Origin of the sequence: Fictibacillus phosphorivorans, from assembly GCF_001619875.1 — a bacterium.
GTDB lineage: Bacteria > Bacillota > Bacilli > Bacillales > Fictibacillaceae > Fictibacillus > Fictibacillus phosphorivorans_B.
In genome coordinates this window covers 708140-728138 of record NZ_LRFC01000038.1, presented here as the reverse complement: position 1 = coordinate 728138, position 19999 = coordinate 708140, and the positions used below count along the sequence as shown (strand labels likewise).

Here is a 19999-nt window from a genome sequence, read left to right as displayed (position 1 = left end):
TTGTTTTATAAAACATTTTTTATAGACATATTGACAGAAATTCATTTATATCTTAACTTATACATATAATTACTATGCATAGATTTACTATGTATATGGAGGTGAATGTTTATGAAGATAAGCAAAGAATTGCTTAAGGGTAGTACCACTACTCTTATTTTGAGTTTGCTTAATTCTAAACCAATGTACGGCTATGAAATTATCAAAGAACTGGAATCGAAGTCTAATGGGATTTTTAGTTTTAAGGAAGGCACCATCTATCCCATCCTTCACACCCTTGAGGAGAAAGAACTCATTGTATCTTACTGGGGCGAAGGGACTGGAAAGAGAAAGAGAAAATATTACAAGATTAATGACCAGGGCAAAGAATTTATTCAAGAGAAAAAAGAAGAATGGTCCGTTTTCAAGAATGCTGTTGACGAAGTTTTACGTGGGGAGAAAATCGTATGGGATTAGAAGATAAGTTTGAAATGTATATTAGTGATCTGTGTAAACGGATAAAAAATAAGGATGTTCATGCCCATATAAAATTGGAGATCCACGATCACCTTCATACGCTCAAAGAGGAGTTCATGAGTACTGGACTTTCAGAAGAAGAGGCGATCGATCAAGCATTGGCTCGTATGGGAGATGTAGGAGTTTTGGGAAAGCAGCTTAACAAAACACATAAAGCCCCTATGGATGTGAAAACCTTGCTGTCAGTGCTTACAGCTTCTCTATTCGGGCTGCTGGTTATGTATTATTTGCAATTCCACTCGGCTTTTACAGAGCTTCAAGAAATGAAAATTTTCAATAAAAGTCTTGTCTACTACTTGTTGGGTGTCGTGCTCATGCTTAGCCTATTTATGATTGATTACAGAAGATTGATGAAGTACTCCAAGTACATCTATGCGGCAACAATCCTCATACTTTTATTAACCGTTCTTATTGGTGTTAGAGTCGATGATGTGCCATTTTTAAATGTAGGCTTTGCCACTATTAATTTCACCGAAATCACTCCATTCCTTTTGGTCGTAACCTTTGCTGGAATGTTTCATTCTTGGGATTGGAATGATAACCAAAAGTCATGGTTTGGAATAGGTATTATGTCAATTCCCATTCTATTAATGGCGACTACAGGAGCTTTCGCAGCTACTATAATTAGCATCATTGTATGCGCTGCAATCATGCATACGTCAAGTTCCAATCTGAAGCAAACGATAACATTCACAGTTGTTGCTTCTATATGGCCCATTTGGAATCTGCTATCTCTTTCACAGAGCTATACAGATTTTAAAATAGGTGAGGCTTATTTAATAGGGAGTGCCCTCCAGGTGTCCCCAAGTTTTATTTCTGAGGTTCATACAGATTTAATCTTAGCGTACATCATTTATTCGTTTGGGTGGTTAGCTGCATTAATAGCTTTAGCCCTGGTTATATTTTTTATTTGTAGAATATTGATTACCGCCAAAAGTGTGAATCACCCTTATGGAAAATTACTGATTACAGGACTGGCAGCAGTCTTTTCAGCTCAGTTTATACTAAGCCTACTGACGAATCTCAGTTTATCTCCACTGACTGGTGTACCCGTACCATTCATGAGTTATGGAGGTTCACACTTATTGCTGGAGATGATTTCCGTAGGATTGATCCTTAGCGTATATAGAAGGCGAAAAAACAAGGAAGCAGTTTCCTTGGCTCACTTTCCGCAAAGTAATTAGAAGCAACACATAATGGATTCGATGCGACAAGAAGCCATTACTAAAAATCTCAGACTATTTGTTAGTCTGAGATTTTTTAATGGACTAAATTGGTGATAAAAAGTACAGATCCTTTATACTCAAACCGTTCTTACCGTGTTTTTGTTGTTCTATTGTATTTGTCTGTGGAATTACATGTTCTCACAAACTTAATAAAAAATATTTATATTTTGTATCATATCTTCTATCGGGTGTCTTCTTTTTTTTAATACTTGTTTATCACGTAATTTAACAAGAAAATCAGTAAAATCCGATTTGGTTGGAAGTCCTAATATATCATAATGAAAATCATTAGCGACTTTCTCCTCAACATACTTCTCCAAAGCGTGAATTACAGTTACTTCATGCTTCTCTTCTAATGAGGTCCACCTCTCTAAGTCAGCCCATGAAAAGTTTGATCTTAAAAAGAGTTCGTCCCAACCTTCTGTTACTGGAAACCTAACGTGTTTCTCCATCCATTCAATGACCTTACGTGATTGAAAATCCTTCAGATGGGAGAGTGCTTCATAACCATCTATACTATTATTAGGTAATTGTTCTAAAAAATTTATTACTAAACGTAATCCTTTATCCTTACTCATACATTTTGCCGTTAAGAAAGAACGTAATCTTTCATCCAGAGTAAATTGCTTAGCTTCCCATAAGCTTATCACCCATTCCTCAACGTTTACTCCAAAAACTCTACCGATTATCTCACATATTATCTTCTGATCATCAAATGCATCTTTTTTATGTAATTCTTCTAAACAAAAGTTAAATAACTCTTTTTTATTAAATTTATTGAGAATTTCAATTGTTTTTTTATCAACTTTTTCACGATAAACAACAAAAGCTATTAACTGTTTAATGTTATTTTTCACATCATTTAACGTTGTCTCTGAAAATGATTCAAACCATTGTTTCCATTTTACTGCTGAGGGACTTGTTGTTGCCAAGCCTGCATCACTTAAGAAGTATTCAAGCTGCCATTTTTCACTTCCAATACATCCTAGTTCAGTAATTCTCAATAAATAATCAATAAATGAATCCGCAATATAAGTGACTGTGTCTTCTTCATGATCCCAATAAATAACTGGTTTTTCTTCACTTTCAACTGACATATCAAATGCATATACATCTCCATTACCTGCATGAGCAAACTCTAATTTCCCCCTGAGTGTCTTTCCATAATCTTCTCCGTCTTCAAACAATTCGTCAGCTAATTCATCCAAGTTCTGAAGGTAATCAATATTCCAATTTATTTCTCCAGAGAATATTTCATTATATTCACTTGGAATCATCGTATCTTCAGAAAAGGAGTAATAAAACGAAAGTGATTTCCCTAAGTTCTGTAATATGTATTTATACGAAGGTGGTAATTGATAACCCAACTCTCTTTCTTTAGCTTCAATCTCTTGTATTGTTGCTCTTTTTCCAATTTCAATGGGGTGGACATTTCCGTTGTTTTCACTTAATTTATGTAATATTTGTTCCCAGCTTGATAAAAGAAGTTCACAATCTTTCATACTTATACCCCTTACTTATACCCCTTACTTATACCCCTTTAATTTATCCGTATTAACTATTTACTTATATGTCTTTCTTATAGTTCAATAGAAAAAGTACATTTCCTTCTTAATGAAATGCACCCTTTTGTTGAATTTGTTTTAGGTTTCAAAGAGACTTCCATACTGTGTATAGAAGTCTTTTTGCCTATTAAGATTATTGGATAATTAAGTTCGTAACTTGGATAGCAATAATAAGGTGGTCTAAGCCCAATTTTGGACATTAACCAAGAATCCTCCATATAAACCATCTTTACTTTTTCATCCGAATGGTTCACTAGTAATAACTTTACCTCTGGATTAAATTCATATCTCAAAACATTCTTGCCCTTTACTTTAATAAACTTTAATAAAAACAAGTGCACTTCTCCTTCTTGGAGAAATGCAACCGTTTTTTGACTATTAATAAATAACTTTATGTCTTTATAAAACTACCTTATGAATGGATAAAGAAAATAAATATTGTGCAAGAAAATAGGTAGACATCACTAAATAGTGTCTATACTTTAGAGGTTTAATGAATCGATCCCAAGCAAGTGTTGCATCTGAAAAATAAAAAAGAGAAGCAGCCATTATTATAAATGGATTTTCTGTCAAAATAGAAACCCATACCATACTAGTAATACATACTATGTAAATAAACACCGCAACTTTTAGAGGATATCCCCTTTTAAATCGTTTTCCTTTTACTAATAGAATAAAAAATAAAACTGCTACTGTTAGTAAACAAACTGTAAGAAATACATTCACTTCCACCTGCTGAGGTTGCATTTGTAGGCAGGCTATAATGTAACAAATATGAGCTACAAGGAAAGATACAAGGCCATGGAGGAATCGATCGTTAGGGACCATTAAAAATATGTCACCTATTAATGACAAAAACAAACCGATGATAATCCACCAGGCGTAGGACGAGGGTGTACTAGTTAGTGCCATAAGAATGATCATGAGCATTGTCCCGGGTTTAAGAATATATATAAGAGTTTGATTATTATATTTAATTGCAAAAAGGTAAGTTAAGGATGAAATAAGAATGATGGAAGAAAGAAGATTAAATGTCATTGTAATCGCTACTCCTTCTTTATTGTAACCTCTTCAATAATCTTTCATATAGTTCAATATTAAAGTGCACTTCTCCTTCTTAAGGAATGCACCCGATTGTTAAACAGTGTATCAACTGAAAATGCTATCAATTTCCTTACGATCATAATCTAAGATCCAGCCATTATATTCTTTGTAAATGTTGTATAGTGATTCTCGTGAACTAGCTAAAATGTCACAACCTCTATCATCATAAATAATGAAAATCGTTTCTTTTTTTATGTTTATAAAGAAAATTTCATGATTAATACTTGGCTTAACTCCCATATCTTGATTACATATCGCTTTTATCATTGAAAGGTATTTAATATCAGAGACTTTACATTTAAGTATAAATCGATGTGTTTTACAATCTCCCTCATCATCATCTTCGGGATAAACATAAGGTATTATTGTATGATTCAATTTATTTAGGACATCTTTTTGCTTGATATACTTAAGAAATACATTTAATTTATGCCTAGATGTAATACCATATCCGTAATCACTTATATTTGCTACCACGAAAATCTCATCATTACATTGATTTACAGAATCAAAAAGGGTTATTGCACGTTTATAAACTTCGGTAAGATATAGACTATCGGCTTCATAATCTCGTAACTCTTCAATCCCTAACTCAAACCTAATGGCATTCTTCCAACTGTAGTACAAAGGCTGCCTGAGTTCTAAGTTGGGGAATTTTTTATGCATGTAACTTTTGAATAACATTGGTTAGACACCAAACCCTTTCGATTAACTATTAGCTTTTTAATTTGATAATACACAATTTACTTTTTAGCTTCTTTCCAATATAAACTTACGTATAAAAAAGAAAATCCGAAAAACAAAGCTTGAATAATATTAGTAGCCAAGTTAATGGAGGAGTTAAATCTTAAGCCAAATATTATATGTATTAAACAATATAAACCAGTGAATATAATAAGACTTTGTAATAGTGTTTTTATTTTGATCAACCCCTTTGTTAAAAAAGAGCACTTCCCCTTCTTGAAGAAATGCACCCGATTGCCTGATTATTGTGCTATCGTTCTCCGTGTATTTGAATTTAGATCAAAGTTTTAACTAAATAAATTGTGTCAATAGTTGGTTAAACTTGTCACGTTCTTCCCAGAATGGGCCATGACCACTATATTGAAATGGAACAAGCTGTGAATTTCTTATTTTTTCATTTAGGTCCTGAGCTTGTACAAATGGAATAACTTTGTCATGAATGCCGTGAATGATTAAAGTAGGAACATTAATTTTTGGAAGATCCGCATGCAACTTCTCATCTCTTAACGTAATTATAATAGCAGCTGTCGACCAACTAGCTGCTTGTAATCCCATTTGCAAAAACCAGTCCGAGAATGGTTTAGTTATATACTGAAAGAAAAAGCCATCTGTTACGTCCTGCATCATTTTAGGGCGGTCATTTAAAGTTTCTTTAAGAAAGTTATTAGCAGTTTCTACGGTAAATCCAGTTGGAGCAGCTGCATCAATAAGAACAAGCTTTGATACCCCAAAACCGTTGTAACGAGACATATATCGAATTGCGATAGCCCCACCGGTAGAGTGACCTACGAGAGTAAAGTTGTTTAATTGAAGTGTACCAACTAATGTGCGGATATCATCTGCAAGTCTGTTATAAGTATAGCCACTCATTGGCTTATCCGAATTACCAAAGCCCCTCCAGTCTATACCAATACAGCGGTAACCCATAGCAGGAAGAATATTAAACTGATATTCAAACTGATTATGATTTAACGGCCAACCATGTAAAAACACAATGGTCTTATTTCCCCCCGGGTTAATATCTTCTACATATAAATTCACACCTGGCTCTACGGTAACAAAGTATCCCATGAAGATTCCCCCCTAGTTAATATGGTTTCAACAATAAGATATTCATTTTGGGTAACATAGATGAGTACCTATTCCAGTTGTTGGTCAGAGAAACGAAAAGGACGGGGGTTAACGAACTATCCTACATGTAGTTTAAGTGTAATCCTCACAATTTTATCTAAATTTTACTTCTGAATAAGAATTTATTGATACGATTCAATTTATACGCATTTTTTATGGTTACCATGCCTTATAAATGTTCAACTGAACCTGCTCCAGTATTTCAATAAAAAAAGAGCTACGTTAATAGCTCTGCGATCTTCAACTAACGCACCCGATAGTTGAACAAGAAAATTTACTTCTCTATGTAGATGAGCTTTCCTTTTTTCCAATACTATGTCCTATAAAAATGCCAATTATGAGCAAAATAACGGAATCTGTTTCAAAATCTTTTGTAAATAACCCCCAAAGCAACCAACTAACAATAGCACCTGAAATTGCTAATAGTAAACCCTTCATAAATCCCCATCCTCAATTTAATTCTTTTAAAAGATAAGTAATTTGCAACAACTTGTATTATTCAGTTGCAAATCGGAAAACTAACTTTAAAAGTCTCACAAGTGGAGTTAAAAATGATAAAAAAGGTAACTGTTATTTCTTCATTTCTTGTGTTAATTGTATTGTTTCAATCGCCTTCCAAAGCAGAATTCATTGATACCAGCCAAGATTCCAGAGAGCTACAATATCAAGATACAATAATGCTTTTATTGCCTATAGATGAATTAATTAAGAAATATTACTCGCGTATACTAACAACAAACCCTACCGTTTATCCATATGATATTAAAGTGACAAAAGTTCAGAGAATAGGTCAATTCCGATCATTTCACTTTATATATACACTTGAAGTTGAACCTACAGTGGGACCCCATATTGCAGTAGGTAAAGATCGATTAGTATTTGAAATTGCACCTACAATACCGAGCTTAATCAAACTTAATAAATTTGAGCATTTAAGTACCTATGAGCTTCCTCCTAATTGGAAACATATACTTAGATAATATTTTTGTTGCACTTACATAATGGTTCAAAAAGGCAACAATGTGTTTGTTCAAAAAGTTCCATAAAAAGACGTTATTCCTTCTTTGACCAACGCACCCGATTATCGAATAGATTATTAATGAAAATGCACACGTCGTTTATAAGAAAAATAATGTCTTTCTAACAATTTTAATTACTTTTCATCTAATTTGTCAGCTATTCTTTTTAAAGATTGATTCATTTGATATAACATCACAACAACAAAGACAACCAAACCTAATGGTAGAATAAAAGAAAAAAGCCCCATAAGTGGAAGCCAAGTTCCCGCTGTTTCCATAAAAATATCCTCCTAAACGTAAGTAATAATTAATTATAACATTAATTGGAAATTTTATAATTAGCTAGCAAAATATTATCATCAATAAAAAAGTGCATTTCCCTTTTTGAAGAAATGCACCCGATAGTTGAATAATCAATGGGGGATAAGGGTTTCCATTTTTCCATAGAAAAACAAAGACAATTTGAATAAAAAATATTAACGCTAGGACTAATAATCCTATAAGGATAATGCTTGCTTACAAAAAGTATCAATATCAAACTTTATTTTAATGAACAATCTTTTAATATAATTGATTAAACTAAATTTCAAAACTACAAATGTATGATTTCTTTGCCCTCACTCATACTAAGAACATTGAATGAATCTTGAAAGGAGGTTCCCTATGTTCGGTAGATGGAGAATAAAACAAACAGATCAAATACAGACCAAAAATGTAAGTAAATCTCTAAGCGATAACATGATATACATACAAAAGAGTTTTAACCAGAGTAGTGATCTTAAGACACGATCATTTCAATTCATAAAACAAGAAGGATTGCTCGTTTATTTAGAGACGGTTTGTGACCTAGAAAAGATTCAGACTAACGTCCTTGTCCCTATTTCCAAACTTACTGGCAATAATACGACTATAGATAAATTGATTACCTCAACTAGATTAGAATCTTCGAATGATCTGGATTATTCAATCGATCAAATGCTACGAGGGTACTGCCTATTATTTATGGAAGACAATGAAAATGCATTCATTTTTAATGCCAGTAAAATTAACTCTCGATCTCCTGATGAACCTTCCAATGAAAAAGTAGTCCGCGGCTCACATTCGGGCTTTGTCGAAAATTTGGATACAAATCTAAATTTGATTAGAACAAGATTAGCCAACCGTCAATTAACAATTGAATATATGGAGATTGGAACAGAATCCAACACTAGGACAGCTGTCGTTTACATGAAGGGTCTGGCAAATGAACAGGTTCTTTCCTGTTTAAAAGAGAGGATGCAGAGCATCTCGTCTGATATGCTCTTTAGCCCTGGATATCTTGAAGAATTCATCGAAGACGAACCTTTTTCGCCTTTTCCACAAACTCTTTATTCTGAACGTCCGGATCGAGTGATGGCGCATCTAATGGATGGAAAAATCGCTATATTTACAGATGGAAGTTCTGACGTGGTCATTGCACCCGTTACGCTTTTTTCCTTCTTTCAATCTCCTGACGATTATAATAGCCGGGTATATGCAGGAAGTTTCTTCAGGTTGATACGATTCGTCAGTTTTATTGTCGCACTAACCTTTCCTGCTTTGTACATCGCGATAGTTGCTTTTCATTTTGAGGTTATTCCAAATGAAATAGTTGTTCTCGTCAAGCACTCTGTAGAGAGCGTTCCGTTTCCGCCATTGATCGAAGCAATGATAATGGCGTTTACCATTGAATTAATCCGTGAAGCAGGAGTCCGTTTACCAACTCCTATTGGCTCTACGATTGGGATCGTTGGCGGGTTGATCATAGGAGATGCCGTGATCAATGCTGGGCTTATCTCCAATATGATGGTCATCATTATAGCAATTACGGCCGTTTCCTCATTCACGGTCCCGTCCTATGAGATGAGTACATCCATCCGATTACTTACGTTTCCTCTTATGGTTTCAGCAGCCTCTTTGGGTTTTTTAGGAATGGCCTTTTCACTTATGTTTATTATCGGTCACCTATGCAAATTAGAGTCTTTCGGGACACCCTATTTTGCTACACTCGCTCCATTAACAATAAGAGATTTAAAAGATTCCTTTGTTCGTTTCCCAGTCTGGATGTTCAATAGACGTCCACAGGAGACAAGGGCGAAGAATATGCAAAAACAAGGGCGGAACAGGGAGTGGGATGATGAAGAATAAAAAAATACAGATTTCTTCTTTCCAGACGTTTTTTCTTGTCATTCAGTCTCAGATTGGGATCTCTGTCATCTCTTTGCCTTACTTTGTATTTTTAGCCGCTAAAACTGACAGCTGGATCTCTGTTTTAATCGCAGGATTTATCGTTCAGTTGATTATCCTTATGAACTGGGCTTTATTAAAACGGTTCCCCGAACGTAATGTGTTCGAAATCATTAAGCATGTTCTAGGAAATCGTTTGGGCAAGTTAGTGATAGTGTTCTATGTGGCTTATTTTATTCTTGTAGCTAGTGTGGTTCTCTCTTTATTTAGCCTTGCTATAAAAAGTTGGCTACTTCCTTTAACACCACAATGGGTTATCAAACTATTGATGGTGCTCATTGGGATCTATATCGCTAAAGAAAATATCCGAATTATTTCAAGGTTTTATGTTTTAGCATCTGTGGTTATCTTCATGTTCATTGTACTAATGTTTTACTCTTTTCGTTTTGGAAACCATTATTATTTGATGCCTATTGGAATTTCTGGAGTCACTCCAATTTTAAAAGGAGTGAAAGAAGCCATACTTCCCTTTATTGGATTTGAATTGTTTATGGTGGTCTATCCGAATATTAATGCTACGGATGGAACTAAATTAAAGGTCTTTACCTTAGCCAATTTTTTTGTTACTTCCTTTTATACCCTAATTACCCTTGCTTGTTTAGCATTTTTTAGTCCGGATGAACTGACGCTTATTCCACAACCGGTACTTTATTTAATCAAATCCTTCAGTTTTAGAATTATTGAACGGCCTGACATCTTTTTCACTTCATTTTGGATCGTTTTGGTCGCAACTTCATTCATGAGCTATCTCTATTCATTGTCTAGAGGGTTGAAGAGTGTTTACATTTCCTTCTACAGAAAATGGTATGTGTATCTCGGGGGTATGATCAGTTTTACTCTCTCTAATATCTATAACCAAAAGATAGAGGTAAGCAAGCTTTCCAATCTAACCTCTGTTTTAAGCTTAGTTTTTATTGTGATATTACCTTTTATTTTATTCATGTTAACAATGTTCTTAAAGAAAAGAGAGGATATAAAATATGCATAAAATAACTGGTTCTTTCATCATTTGTTCGTTACTGATTCTCAATTCAGGCTGCTGGGACCAAAGATTATTAAAAGATTCTACGGTTATATTAGGGACTGCTCTTGATTTAACTGAAAAAAAGAAGATAGCTCAAACGGTTACCTTTCCGGCATCTAGCAAGGGTATTGATACGCCGCAAAGCCCCATAGTGGTTACAGGTGTTGGGAATACGACAAAAAATGCAAAAGCACACATAGAACGAAAGGTAGCGGAAAAATTTGATTCCTCCAAAAACAGGGTAACTCTTATTGGGATAGATTTGGCAAAGCAAGGGGTGTATTCTGCGCTAGACTCCTTTTACAGAGACTATAAGGGAGCTTTAGGTGCGAATGTCGCTGTAATTGACGGAAATGCCAAGGAAGCTCTAAAGATGATCCCACAAGATACTCCGATAAATATAGAGTATTTTTCAAACTTATTTAAAAGTTCAGCTAAAGATGGATTGATTAAAAATCAAAACATACAGAATATCTGTACCATTATGTTTTCTGAAGGAGAGGATTTTTTACTTCCTTATCTTAAGGTTATACCAAAAGAAAAAAGAGCAAAGATCGTTGGTATGGCAATGTTCAATAAGGATAAGATGGTAGGGACTTTAACCGTTCATGAGTCACGGATGTTCTTATTGCTGAATAACCATAAGTCTCATAATGCTACCTTCACAGTAAAGGTATCTAATCATGAAAAAGCTCGACTCGAAAATTATATCAACCTTAACATCGTAAATATTAAGCGAGATCTTAACATACAAAAAATAGATGATAAGATACATGCAAAAATAAAGCTAAATGTTCAAGTAAGCGTGAATGAATATCCTAAAGATCATTTAGATAACAAGAAGAAACTAAAAGTCCTTGATCAACATATTGAAGAGCGTTTTACAGAGATTGCAAGTCGGACTGTTCATAAACTCCAAGCAACGAATTGTGATGGATTAGGTCTCGGGTTAAGAATCAAGGCAAAGTACCCTCAATTGTGGAATACAATAAATTGGAATAGAATGTATCCCAATATCCCTATTGACGTAGACATAGAGACAACTATTGTTGATAACGGAATCATCAATTAGAATTAATCATGATTACAGCCGTTGATCGACTAGCTGCTTGTAATCCTAGTTGAAAGAACCAGTCTGAAAATGGTCCAGTGATTTTTGGAAGAAATAGAACCGTTACACCACTAGTCGGATATGCAGGGTTTATAAGGACTAGTTTAGCTACTCCAAAACCTTGAGATTACTTTCACCATATTGCTCGTCACCGTAGAATGAACTACATAGGTCTAATCAAGAAAGCTTTAATACCGAATGGCTCCTTTGCAATCTCCTGTTATCTTCAAGGTGAAGACTTAGTCTTACCGATATATCCAGTTTACGTTTTCAACCATCTGGCCCATTCATAAAGAAAGGGCACATTTCTTATTACAGAAATGCACCCGATTGCGGAATATTTAAGTAGGATTGAAGATCAGTAGAAAATGTCTAATAATTATAAAGATGCAGCTTTTAATGTTTTCTGAAATTGCTCTTCTAATTCTTTATATTCTGACGAATTGACTATTTCTGGTTGAATTGAAACTATTTCTTTTTTGTATTTACCCATAAACGTTTTTAAACCATCTATAAAATCATATTTATCTAAATAACTAACGCTTTTTGTTTTGCGGTCATATTCATCATATTCTTTTATATAAATTTTCTTACCTTCCATTTTCATTATATATATAATTGTCCAACCTATCCCGGAGAGTTCACTATCATCTTTCTTTTTCTTTTTTCCTTTAAATAAATATTCCAGCTCCCTAAAAAATCTATCTAAAAAAGCTTTATGCATCTCTGATTTTAAGGTTAATTGTTCAGAGATTTTCAACTCAATTTCAGTATAAAAAAATAAGCCATAATCTTTGTCTCTCAAATAATCTTTATAATCAGAACTCAATAAATTATAACTTATTAACATAAGCAAACCTCCTCTGTATTAGCTGGTCTTGTGGAGATTAAACTCTTTCAATACCCTCTCCAGAAACAACAAAATGTGGACTATTTTCTTTTCTATTGAAGAACCTCCAGTGCTCACAATCAACAGTGTCTCCTGAGCTATCCGGAAATACTTCTAATTTATAATCACCAGATAAAAAGACTTCAATTCCTCCGATATCATCAGCTTCTATTCGATCTACCATTAATTGTCCACTGAACTTATTAATAGATTTAATACGCTCATCAAATTTATTGGTTCCTTGAATATCCCAATCGAAATCATCATTTAGGTTATTCCATTCAGAGCTCGGAGCATAAATATCACGAGAAGCTACCACAATTTTGTTGTTTAACGTAATTTTCCACGAACATTGTATATGTAATGCGTATTCTGCTGTTTCTTCGGTTCTGCCTCTCCTAGAAATTTGAACGATTTCTCCAAACCCTAACCACAAAAGGTCCGATGATCTTCCTGCATATTGTAATTTCAAACCATTTAATTTATCTAATTCAGCTTTAATTGCTGCTTTCATTACTTATCTCCTTGTATTATATCGATATCTAAGATATTTCTTATCTAAATGACAGCCATCCTCTTGTATGAACGCACCCGATTGTAGAACATTCATAGGTAATAGAATCAAATCTAGTTTAAGATAGAACTATTAATAGTAAAGGTGGGCATAAAGATTTTTATATTTGTTTGTTTTTTAACGTTACTTGTTGGTCTAGTTCTACTTTCAACTGGCATTTATCTAGTTTTTAAAGAAATTAAACAGGAAAAGTCATTTTCTGATAAGTCAGAGGCATTTAATAGAATTGCAAGAGAGTTATTAATGTTTGATCCCCTCTCTTCAGGAATTACATTTTGTCTTTTAACTGGAGGATTTATTTTTATCCTAGGGTTAATGGCGCTTGCTTTAGGTTTTGGATATGTTGAGTAAAAACCGTTTTAATCTTAAGTTAGTTTTTTTAAAGAAATTCACCCGTTTGTTGAACAATCTTTTTACTTAATCCTTTATTCTAAGATATCTCTTCAGTTCATTATAAGGAGTTCCAAATGAATCATCATAATTTCTTATGTGTTCTTCTAACTCATTCCATTTATCTTCGAGAGATAGGTGGATTTGTGTTGTTTCTGCGATATTATAAAGACTGATTAAGAAATATAGCGTTTCCCATATTAAATAATCATCATCTAATTTCAACAACATATCAACGACATTTGGAATGTAATTAAATGCTTCTTCTGCAGACATATCTTTTGTAATTGATTCAAACGAGTTACTGAAATACCACTCGTCCTTATCTATTTTATCTTCCCATCTGAAATAGATCTCAGATAACCTCTTATCCATCTTAATCACGTCCTTAATACTACATGAAAAAAAATAAATATTACTTTCTACCTTTACTTCAATAAGAAAGAGCACATCTCCTTCTTGAAGAAATGCACCCGATTGTTGAGTAATCAATTGTTTCTTTCATAAATAAAAAAATCATACTGATATGGGTTTTTATCGTCTGTTATACCTCTTTTTACTGACACCTCATTCCATTCATTAAAATTAACTTCTGGAAAGAATATGTCCCCATCAAATTCTTCATGAATTTTTGTGATATACATTTTTTCTACTTTTGGCAAGAATAATTTATAGATTTCTTCTCCACCAAATATAAAGATTTCCTCTTCCTCTTTACATAAATCTAAGACCTCTTGAACGGAATGAGCCATTTCACATCCTTCATACGTTAGCTCATTATCTCTGGTCAAAACTATATTTCTTCTTTTGCACAAAGCTTTTCCAATGGATTCAAAATTCTTTCTTCCAAGAAGGAATAAATTTTTCAACGTCTTTGGACTTAACCTCTGCCAAGTCTAAAATTGCAGGAAAATGACTAAACGTTTTTCTCAATTCGTTTGTAAAACCATAGTGTTCTAATAATTTTCCATTTAGTAATCGGAAATCATTATGATATAATTTGTATAATCCTTTATCAGCATCCATTCTGTTCCTTAACCAAGAAAGATTAAAACCTCTTAGCCATATATCATCAGCAATTAAATGTGCACAATACCCCAATATATAATAATTATTACTTTCTACTTGCGAACTATATTTATGTAAAAATCCTTTATAGTCAACACTTCTTGAATAATCTTGTACTTCTCCTACAAAAAAATGTGATAAGTTTTTTTCTTCGTGTGAAAAAACAGCGTCTGGAGCAACACTTCCAAGCAAAAATGATGTTTTATTATCTATCGATAACGCGTCTGCAATTATATTACCAATAATCGAGTGCATTATTCTTGAACCCAAAATCCCCCCACCCTTCAAATCCTGCTACGTTTGTTGAATACATATTATTTAACCTTAAATTGTATTCTAGAGAGATACCATTCAATCCTTTAGAGCAAGTAAGATTTACAAGTAAGATTACATCAAAAAAACCTCGTCATTTATAAACGAGGTTTTTACTTTATTATGCCATTTTCAATGCAAAATTGAATGTCGTTTAAAATGTTTTTTGTTTTGCACCTCAAAACGGTCCCCTTTAATTTTCTTAAGGAACTTTTATTGATTAAATTTCAATAAATAGTATTCATTAATCCATAACTAATATGGTGTTAATTACCGTACCTACAACACCAGTAAATAAAAGAAATACTCCTAAATATCTATAATTTGTATTAACAGTTTTATAAATGTAAAAGCCACCTATGATTAATATAACTAAAACAATAAATTGAAAGATACTTAGAAGCATACTGGTAATTCCTCCTTAAAGATTAAATGGACTTATAATAATAAAATGCATCACTTTCTGCATCGCAAAGATTATCTCCTGCTTTTAGCATAGCACCTGTTAAACCAGCTGCACTAGCGGCTGTAGCAAAACCTGCTGGATTGCTTAAACTTGCTATTGCAACAGTAAGTATTGTATTTAAAACGGCCATGCCACCATATGCAATAATGTATTTTTCTTGATTATCTATATACTCAACTTTATTTCTAAAATTATTGAGATTTGCTTTTCTAGTTGTGCCTGAATAACCGACTTGTTTATAGTAGTAATTCCACATTCCATTAGGTCTTCTTATTTCCCATAGATCAGGGCTTTTGTCTAGATTAATGTAGTATTCAAAGTTTCCAAAAGTAGCTTCATAGACATCAACTCCGGATAATTCTTGTGGCCCAGTTACATAAGTTGGTGGAGGAAAAGTTGGTTTGGTTGGTTTCGGAAATTGAATTTCTGAATCATCAGTAGGTGGCACTTCTGTTTCTTCATCTGAAGTGACTGGATTTTCTTGCATTCCGTCAGAACTAGGTTCATTTTCAGGTAATAGATTTGTGTTGAGATCAATAAAAATTGGCTCCTCATTATCTGTCTGAAGGATAATAGTGTTCTCAATTTTATTAAAGGTAGCTACTGTTTTTATCCCATTTATAGTACTCTCAGTTACACGTTCCTGTTCAGTATTTTCTTTAATGTAAATAACAGTCCCATCGTCATTAAAAATTACATTCTCCGGAGGTATAGTATTTTCCTCAGCGGAGGCTTGATTATATACGCTACTAAAAACACTAAACAACAAAGTAAAGGACATCACTATTTTTATTATTTTAAATAGATTCAAATTAAAATCCCCTTTAATTTTATTAAAATATGCGCATATTTGTTAAATTATAACATAATATTCTAAATAATGTAAATATTAAAATAATATATTCGAATAATATGAATACCCTCCCTCTCTTTTTTTATATGGAGTATTTTTGGTCTGAAAATGATAAAGGAGCAATGAAATGAATTTAACGGATGAAGCAAGAAGTTGTAACGATTTTAATTTTCCCTTTTATTCCACAATCTGGCCCGTTTGTTGAATAAAAGAAATAAAAAAAGACTCACGTTAAATGAGCCTTTTTTTATAAAAAGTTATGCGATTCCGATAAATTATGAAAAATCATTCCGGTGAATTTTGACCAGATTCCGGTTAATTATGAAAAATCACATCAGTCTCCTACCGCCACGTTCCTGTCCACAACATCATGAACGAGAAGTACACCAAGCTGATGGTGCTCGTTTTGGTAAAGCGATCCTTGAACAAAACGAATTTCGCCGTTCAGGTCTAGCACTTCTAGCTTACAATACGCCGCATTTATTTGGAGTGCTCGATATAGACTTGAATCGTGCGAAAGGGTGACACCGTTTACTTTTACAATTACTTCGCCAACTTTTAACCCCATTTTTGCAGCTGGTGTCCCTGGAACAACTGAAAGAATCATTACCCCTTTGTCACGGGGTACAAAAAATGAAGGTCGTGTGTCATCACGCTGACTGGTTACAAGTGTAATCAGTTCACGGCCCGCAAGACCTGCGGCAATCGCAATGGCAACGAGAAGCGGCAACTCATAAAAATGCCCAACTGCTGCTATTCCCGTTACGATTATTCCCAACAACACAACCTGTCTTCCTAAGTGTTTAATCGCTTCTGCAGGGAGTGTATGGGTAACAAGCTGACGGTATCCAATTGCAAATGGAACGAGAATGAAGGAGAAACCGACCGCTCCCATCGGAAACAATGGCCACCAGTCTAATACTGGAATCGAACCAACGGGCAGAACGAGGAACTGTGGAACAATCCAAAATCTAGTTGCCTCATGAGCTCCGATATAATGTCCTCTTTTCCCTTTAAACAGGCGTGGCGATGTGCGATCTGCACCTTTCCACAGCACTAGAATTCCTTCTTGAATCAATAGCACACCGATGATGGCAGCTAGTGAATCAAGCCGTGTTTCTTGGATATCCAAAATCCATCCGTCTAAAAAGGAGATACCTGATTCAAAGGTTGGTAGAATAAGACCGACAACTGCCGCTAAGCTCACGGCATACGCTGGGTTTACAAAGCGCGTCTTAAACGTTAACCCTAGCAAAAGATACATAAGTCCGATTAAAGCGATCATACCGATTGGCAATGTTATACCTGCCGCAACAAAAATAACTGAGCCAATGAGGCCGATCAGTATGCCTGGTAATAAAGAAAAAATAAGATTATCAATTACCGGGTGCACCCTGACTTTAAATTCTTTTCGCTCTCGTTTTACACGTTTTAACCCGATTAAAAAAGCCACTAGTATAAAACCATAAAAAAGCGGGTGTAAAAAAAGCAGCCCCATGCCTTGCAGCAATTCATTCACAAAGGTGTCTGTCATGGGCGTTCTCTCCTTTTCGCGTCGTTTATTTCATCCACTTTTTCTTCGATTCTTTTCAGTCTTCGATCCGTAGTCACAGCTCGTTTCACCAACAAGCCAACTCCGGTAATTATTGCTATAAGTACTAAAAAAGAAATCAGCTGAAATATAAGATCTCCAACATTCAATGATTGCATTTGTTTTACTCCTCTAACGATTCCAAAGGATTTTCTCAAATTGATTACTTGTTCGTTTTTTATTTATTTGGAAGTGCTTATGGTGAAAACTAAAAGAAAACGAACTCTAGATTGCTTTCAAAGGTTTTTAATTATTTTTTTGTAAAGACTCCATTGACAAGTTGATTGGAGTGTAAGATGCGAGACTCCTCGAAAATTAAAAATTTGAATTTTCTTCGTGCGATGTTTCGCTGCCGTAGCCTTCCTTGTCCTGCGGGACAGGTGAGCAGGTGAGACACTTAAAAGTGAAACGTCCAAATGTGGATCACCGCCTGCCCCGCGGAAAGCGAGCAGCCTGGAGCGGAAATCAACCTCCCACATTCTATCAAAACAATCTTACAAAAAAATATCCGCAGAGAAACATTTCCTCTACGGATAGTATTCGTGTTTCAGTTGTTTTTTCCTGCCATAATCCCTTATTTTACAAGCAATTCAATAGCTGTTTTACGCTGAACATCATTCTTATCATCACGTATCGAATCTATAACCTTCGATTCCATCTTGCCAGCTGTTTTGGCATCTACTTTACCTGTTGCCGGCAAGTTGTTTGCACGCTGGAATGCCGTTACAGCAGACTGTGTCTTTTCGTCAAAGTAGCCGTCTTCTCTTCCTGTTTGGAAGCCGAGCCCGTTTAGCATAATCTGAGCGTTCTTCACCTGTTCGTTGTTCATATCGAACTCAAGTGACTTTTTCTCAATCGCAATCGGGTTCGTGTAGAAGTATTCTGGCTGCTTCACTTCGTAGGTCGGTTTTACACCTTTTTTGTGAATCCAGTTTCCATCAGGCGTTAACCATTTGAACAATGTCAACTTGATGTTTGATCCATCACCAAGATCAATCGATTGCTGAACCGTACCTTTACCGAAGGATTTTTCACCAACAAGATCGTAGCTTCCTGCTTCTTGTAAGGCAGCTGCAAGGATTTCGGAAGCGGATGCACTTCCTTTGTCGATCAGACCAACGATTGGATAGTCTTTCTTTTCTTTTAGCGTGGAAACGTAGCGTTCTTTGTTTCCTTTGCGGTCTTCAATCTGAACAAAAGGTTTGTTTTCTGGAATGATCTGGCGAAGGATGCTGTCAACAGCTTCTAAGTAGCCGCCAGGATTTCCGCGCACATCAATCACGAGTCCGTCGATCTTTTGCTTTTCAAGCTCTGTTAACTGCTTTTTAAAATCAGAACCTGTTTTCTCAGAGAACGATGTAATTTCAAGAACACCAATCTTTTTGCCTTTTACTTCTTCAATATCAGAATAAACGGTTTCGATCGGAATCTCGTCACGTGTGACTTTAATCGGCATCACATCGTTAACACCGCTGCGCTTCACGCCGAGTGTGACGATCGATCCTTTTTCACCGCGAATCTTTAATACGGCTTTATAAAGATCAAGGCCTTCCACACTTTTACCGTCAATCGTGATAATTTGATCGTTCGGCTTAAGCCCTGCTTTTTCTGCAGGTGAATCTTTGAACGGCGCAACGATCGTTACTTTGCCGTCCACCATGCTGACTTCTGCACCGATTCCTTCAAAAGAAGAATCTAGCGATTGTGAGAACTGGCTAGCTGTTTCTTCATCCATATAAACCGAGTATGGATCTTTTAACGTTTTGACCATTCCTTGAATGGCACCTTCTAGCAGCTTGTCACGATCAACGTCTTCTACATAACGTGAAGAGATGATCTCATACGTTTTTTGGAGCTTGGCAAATTCTTCGTCACTGTTAAGCTTTGTTTTCGCTTTTGGCAGATCGTTTACTTCGCCGTTTTGAACATACTTTGAATCGTTCCCAAACAGTGCCATCGAACCATACATTCCACCGGCACCAACAAGCAAGGAAAGAACAATTAGCAGGGCCAACATTTTTTTATTTACGTTCATTCTGCTCACCTCGTTTTTGCAGGAAAAGGCATCACACCCTGCAAAGTGCGATGCCTTCCATTGTAAGAGTCTTTAGGCCACAGCCTGTCTCCTACTTCACTATATGAATAGCTTGT

At 34.9% G+C, this 19999-nt stretch carries 20 protein-coding genes and 2 pseudogenes; 7 read left to right on the top strand and 15 right to left on the bottom strand.

Features of this window, described 5'->3' with window-relative positions; all coding sequences use genetic code 11:
* Positions 1 to 111 precede the first annotated feature (111 nt).
* On the top strand, positions 112 to 456 hold the full coding sequence (locus AWM68_RS19350; protein WP_066245487.1) for a PadR family transcriptional regulator: 345 nt from the start codon (positions 112 to 114) through the stop codon (positions 454 to 456).
* Positions 447 to 1700 (top strand): FtsW/RodA/SpoVE family cell cycle protein, encoded by a 1254-nt coding sequence (locus AWM68_RS19345; protein WP_066245485.1) that lies wholly within the window; start codon positions 447 to 449, stop codon positions 1698 to 1700. The genes AWM68_RS19350 and AWM68_RS19345 overlap by 10 nt, the downstream gene beginning before the upstream one ends.
* A 188-nt stretch (positions 1701 to 1888) precedes the next feature.
* Here AWM68_RS19345 and AWM68_RS19340 read toward each other — a convergent pair whose 3' ends face one another.
* From AWM68_RS19340 to AWM68_RS21600, 5 genes are all read right to left on the bottom strand, one after another.
* Entirely contained in the window at positions 1889 to 3244 is a 1356-nt protein-coding gene (locus AWM68_RS19340) for an SMI1/KNR4 family protein (protein WP_066245483.1), read from the bottom strand.
* 462 nt (positions 3245 to 3706) lie between these two features.
* Positions 3707 to 4345: a lysoplasmalogenase gene (locus AWM68_RS19330; protein ID WP_066245480.1), complete on the bottom strand. Its 639-nt coding sequence runs from the start codon at positions 4343 to 4345 to the stop codon at positions 3707 to 3709.
* A 111-nt stretch (positions 4346 to 4456) separates the two neighbouring features.
* Positions 4457 to 5095 carry a DUF3885 domain-containing protein gene (locus AWM68_RS19325; RefSeq protein ID WP_066245479.1) on the bottom strand — a complete coding sequence of 213 codons (639 nt, stop codon included), beginning with the start codon at positions 5093 to 5095 and terminating at the stop codon, positions 4457 to 4459.
* 351 nt (positions 5096 to 5446) lie between these two features.
* Positions 5447 to 6226 carry an alpha/beta fold hydrolase gene (locus AWM68_RS19320; RefSeq protein ID WP_066245476.1) on the bottom strand — a complete coding sequence of 260 codons (780 nt, stop codon included), beginning with the start codon at positions 6224 to 6226 and terminating at the stop codon, positions 5447 to 5449.
* Between the two features lie 342 nt (positions 6227 to 6568).
* Positions 6569 to 6724 (bottom strand): tRNA U-34 5-methylaminomethyl-2-thiouridine biosynthesis protein, encoded by a 156-nt coding sequence (locus AWM68_RS21600; protein ID WP_156488467.1) that lies wholly within the window; start codon positions 6722 to 6724, stop codon positions 6569 to 6571.
* 113 nt (positions 6725 to 6837) lie between these two features.
* Here AWM68_RS21600 and AWM68_RS19315 point away from each other — a divergent pair, with 113 nt between their 5' ends.
* Positions 6838 to 7266, top strand: coding sequence for a DUF3888 domain-containing protein (locus AWM68_RS19315; RefSeq protein WP_066245473.1), 429 nt, complete (start codon positions 6838 to 6840; stop codon positions 7264 to 7266).
* Positions 7267 to 7439: 173 nt separating this feature from the next.
* On the opposite strand, the gene AWM68_RS21595 is transcribed toward AWM68_RS19315, so the two are convergent.
* Positions 7440 to 7583 (bottom strand): hypothetical protein, encoded by a 144-nt coding sequence (locus AWM68_RS21595; RefSeq protein WP_156488466.1) that lies wholly within the window; start codon positions 7581 to 7583, stop codon positions 7440 to 7442.
* A 385-nt stretch (positions 7584 to 7968) separates the two neighbouring features.
* Between AWM68_RS21595 and AWM68_RS19310 the strand changes: the two genes are divergently transcribed.
* The 4 genes and pseudogenes from AWM68_RS19310 to AWM68_RS21925 all read left to right on the top strand — a co-directional run.
* Complete coding sequence (locus tag AWM68_RS19310) at positions 7969 to 9471, top strand: spore germination protein (protein WP_231868458.1); 1503 nt, start codon at positions 7969 to 7971, stop codon at positions 9469 to 9471.
* Positions 9461 to 10558: a GerAB/ArcD/ProY family transporter gene (locus AWM68_RS19305; RefSeq protein WP_066245469.1), complete on the top strand. Its 1098-nt coding sequence runs from the start codon at positions 9461 to 9463 to the stop codon at positions 10556 to 10558. The genes AWM68_RS19310 and AWM68_RS19305 overlap by 11 nt, the downstream gene beginning before the upstream one ends.
* Positions 10551 to 11666: a Ger(x)C family spore germination protein gene (locus tag AWM68_RS19300; protein WP_066245467.1), complete on the top strand. Its 1116-nt coding sequence runs from the start codon at positions 10551 to 10553 to the stop codon at positions 11664 to 11666. Before AWM68_RS19305 ends, AWM68_RS19300 begins: the two co-directional genes overlap by 8 nt.
* Before the next feature lie 170 nt (positions 11667 to 11836).
* Positions 11837 to 11947 (top strand): annotated as a pseudogene (locus tag AWM68_RS21925) (SAM-dependent methyltransferase); the annotation flags it as partial.
* A 137-nt stretch (positions 11948 to 12084) separates the two neighbouring features.
* Here the strand turns inward: AWM68_RS21925 and AWM68_RS19295 are convergent.
* The 9 genes and pseudogenes from AWM68_RS19295 to AWM68_RS19260 form a co-directional block, all read right to left on the bottom strand.
* Positions 12085 to 12555 carry a hypothetical protein gene (locus AWM68_RS19295; RefSeq protein ID WP_066245465.1) on the bottom strand — a complete coding sequence of 157 codons (471 nt, stop codon included), beginning with the start codon at positions 12553 to 12555 and terminating at the stop codon, positions 12085 to 12087.
* Between the two features lie 37 nt (positions 12556 to 12592).
* Positions 12593 to 13108, bottom strand: a complete 516-nt coding sequence (locus tag AWM68_RS19290) for a hypothetical protein (RefSeq protein ID WP_066245462.1) — start codon at positions 13106 to 13108, stop codon at positions 12593 to 12595.
* Between the two features lie 477 nt (positions 13109 to 13585).
* Positions 13586 to 14050, bottom strand: a complete 465-nt coding sequence (locus tag AWM68_RS19285; protein WP_231868457.1) for an ABC transporter — start codon at positions 14048 to 14050, stop codon at positions 13586 to 13588.
* Positions 14047 to 14412: pseudogene (locus tag AWM68_RS19280) on the bottom strand (dihydrofolate reductase); the annotation flags it as partial. The gene AWM68_RS19285 and the pseudogene AWM68_RS19280, both read right to left, overlap by 4 nt.
* Positions 14390 to 14881, bottom strand: coding sequence for a zinc dependent phospholipase C family protein (locus AWM68_RS21155; RefSeq protein WP_419865598.1), 492 nt, complete (start codon positions 14879 to 14881; stop codon positions 14390 to 14392). The gene AWM68_RS21155 and the pseudogene AWM68_RS19280, both read right to left, overlap by 23 nt.
* A gap of 485 nt (positions 14882 to 15366) precedes the next feature.
* Positions 15367 to 16215, bottom strand: coding sequence for a geobacillin-26 family protein (locus AWM68_RS19275; RefSeq protein WP_066245460.1), 849 nt, complete (start codon positions 16213 to 16215; stop codon positions 15367 to 15369).
* A gap of 376 nt (positions 16216 to 16591) precedes the next feature.
* Positions 16592 to 17791: a PDZ domain-containing protein gene (locus AWM68_RS19270; protein WP_066245459.1), complete on the bottom strand. Its 1200-nt coding sequence runs from the start codon at positions 17789 to 17791 to the stop codon at positions 16592 to 16594.
* Positions 17788 to 17967, bottom strand: coding sequence for a hypothetical protein (locus tag AWM68_RS19265; protein ID WP_066245457.1), 180 nt, complete (start codon positions 17965 to 17967; stop codon positions 17788 to 17790). The genes AWM68_RS19270 and AWM68_RS19265 overlap by 4 nt, the downstream gene beginning before the upstream one ends.
* Before the next feature lie 455 nt (positions 17968 to 18422).
* Positions 18423 to 19883 (bottom strand): S41 family peptidase, encoded by a 1461-nt coding sequence (locus tag AWM68_RS19260; RefSeq protein WP_066245456.1) that lies wholly within the window; start codon positions 19881 to 19883, stop codon positions 18423 to 18425.
* Between the last annotated feature and the right edge of the window lie 116 nt (positions 19884 to 19999).